We start from the raw sequence: 1,529 nt of genomic DNA on the forward strand, positions 1-1,529 counted from the left end.
TTGTGAAGCTTTTGAAGCTGGCGCGTTTCTGGCCGGTCTTGGTTTGCCGATGTAATCGATCGTCAGACGATTGCGCGGTGCGTTCGGATGGTCGCTTGTTGGCGTCAGGGTGATTGCACTGGCTTAGCCATTGGCAAGCCGATGGCCTTGCAAGATATTGTTGGTGAGTGCGTAGCAGAGTACGACGGCACGGACCTTTTCGATGCCGCGCACCGTCAATTGTCGCAGATTCCAGTTGCGCCAGCGGGCATGGATGCATTCGCAGATCGAGCGGGGTTTGTACTGAGCCTTGCCCGCCTCGCTTGCCATACGGGCCCGCCAGGCCGATACACCCGGATCGTCGCCGTGCCGCGGCAAGAAGGGATCGGTTCCGTGCTTGGACTGCGTAGGCGGACAAAAGACCTCGACCCCTTCGCCGTGCGCCCACTCGATATCGTCAGCGCTGCAAAAGCCGCCATCGGCCAGATAGTGTCGCGGCAGATGGCCGCTCAGCGCGCGCAACCGTTCCAGCATCGGCCGCATGAGGCCGCGATCGGAGCCGGCATTGGTCACCGCGAGCCCGGCCACGAACTGCTCACCGGCCGTGCTGGCAACCTGCACATTATAACCCGGACGGAAGCCGCCGTCGGCCATCTTCATCACCCGCGCCTGGGCATCCGTGCTGGAAGCGCGCGGCTCCTTCGGCTTTTTGCCATTGCCGCGCTTTTCTTCGCGCGCCTGGCGCCGCTGCTTGATCTCTTCAAGAGCGGCCTGGGCTGCTCTGACCCGCTCGCCGCGCTTGCGCGCCGCTCGTTGCCTGGCCGCCTCGATGCGCCGCGTGCTGGCATCCGAACGCGCATCGACCTCCTGCTTGAGCTGATCCACAACGGCCTCGGCAATCGAAAGATGCCGATCAAGCGTCGCCGCCCGGCCGAACGAGGCGGCGCCCGCGCTCGCCCGTACCCGCACGCCATCCTGTGCCAGACTATCGAGAGAAACGAGGCCGGCATCGGCAAGCGCCGCCAGATGCTCGCAAAGCAGCCGGTCGAGCAGATCGGCGCAACCAACCCGAAAATCCGAAAGCGTGTGATAGTTCACCGAGACACCGCCGCACAGCCAGCGATAGACGTCGTGGCTCCCGCACAGCCGTTCCAGCGCCCGCGCGCTGCCGACGCCGTCGCTGTTGGCATAGAGCCAAAGCGCCAGCAAAAGCCGTGGCGAAATCGGCGGATGGCCCGGCCTGTGCTCACGCGCCTTGATCCGATCTTCGAGCGCGCTCAGATCCAGTCCCTCGACATAGCTCCAAATGACCCGCACCGCGTGATCCTGGCCGATCAAGCTGTCGATATCCACCGCACGCAACTCGATCTGATCGCGCACCGGCTCGCGCATGCGCGCCGCTCCGCCCGCCAACTGAGCTCTGCGCCGCGCTCCATGCGCCGGCATTCCCTCGAACAGATCGTCGCCCACCATCATCCCCCACGCAAATCAACGACCCACAGAATCACAATCCAATCGCCGCCGCCACAAAACATTCACAGGCTCTGAGG

1 protein-coding gene is annotated in these 1,529 nt (G+C 64.2%); it reads right to left on the reverse strand.

What is annotated here, in order from left to right:
* Positions 1–123: 123 nt before the first annotated feature.
* Positions 124–1,455 carry an IS1182 family transposase gene (locus QWJ46_RS30935; RefSeq protein ID WP_302756336.1) on the reverse strand — a complete coding sequence of 444 codons (1,332 nt, stop codon included), beginning with the start codon at positions 1,453–1,455 and terminating at the stop codon, positions 124–126.
* Positions 1,456–1,529: the final 74 nt, after the last annotated feature.

It is taken from the genome of Rhizobium sp. CBN3 (assembly GCF_030518245.1).
GTDB lineage: Bacteria > Pseudomonadota > Alphaproteobacteria > Rhizobiales > Rhizobiaceae > Rhizobium > Rhizobium aethiopicum_A.

Excerpts from the sequence above, each read along its gene's own strand:
- QWJ46_RS30935 (WP_302756336.1), bottom strand. The coding sequence starts at position 1,455 with ATGATGGTGGGCGACGATCTGTTCGAGGGAATGCCGGCGCATGGAGCG.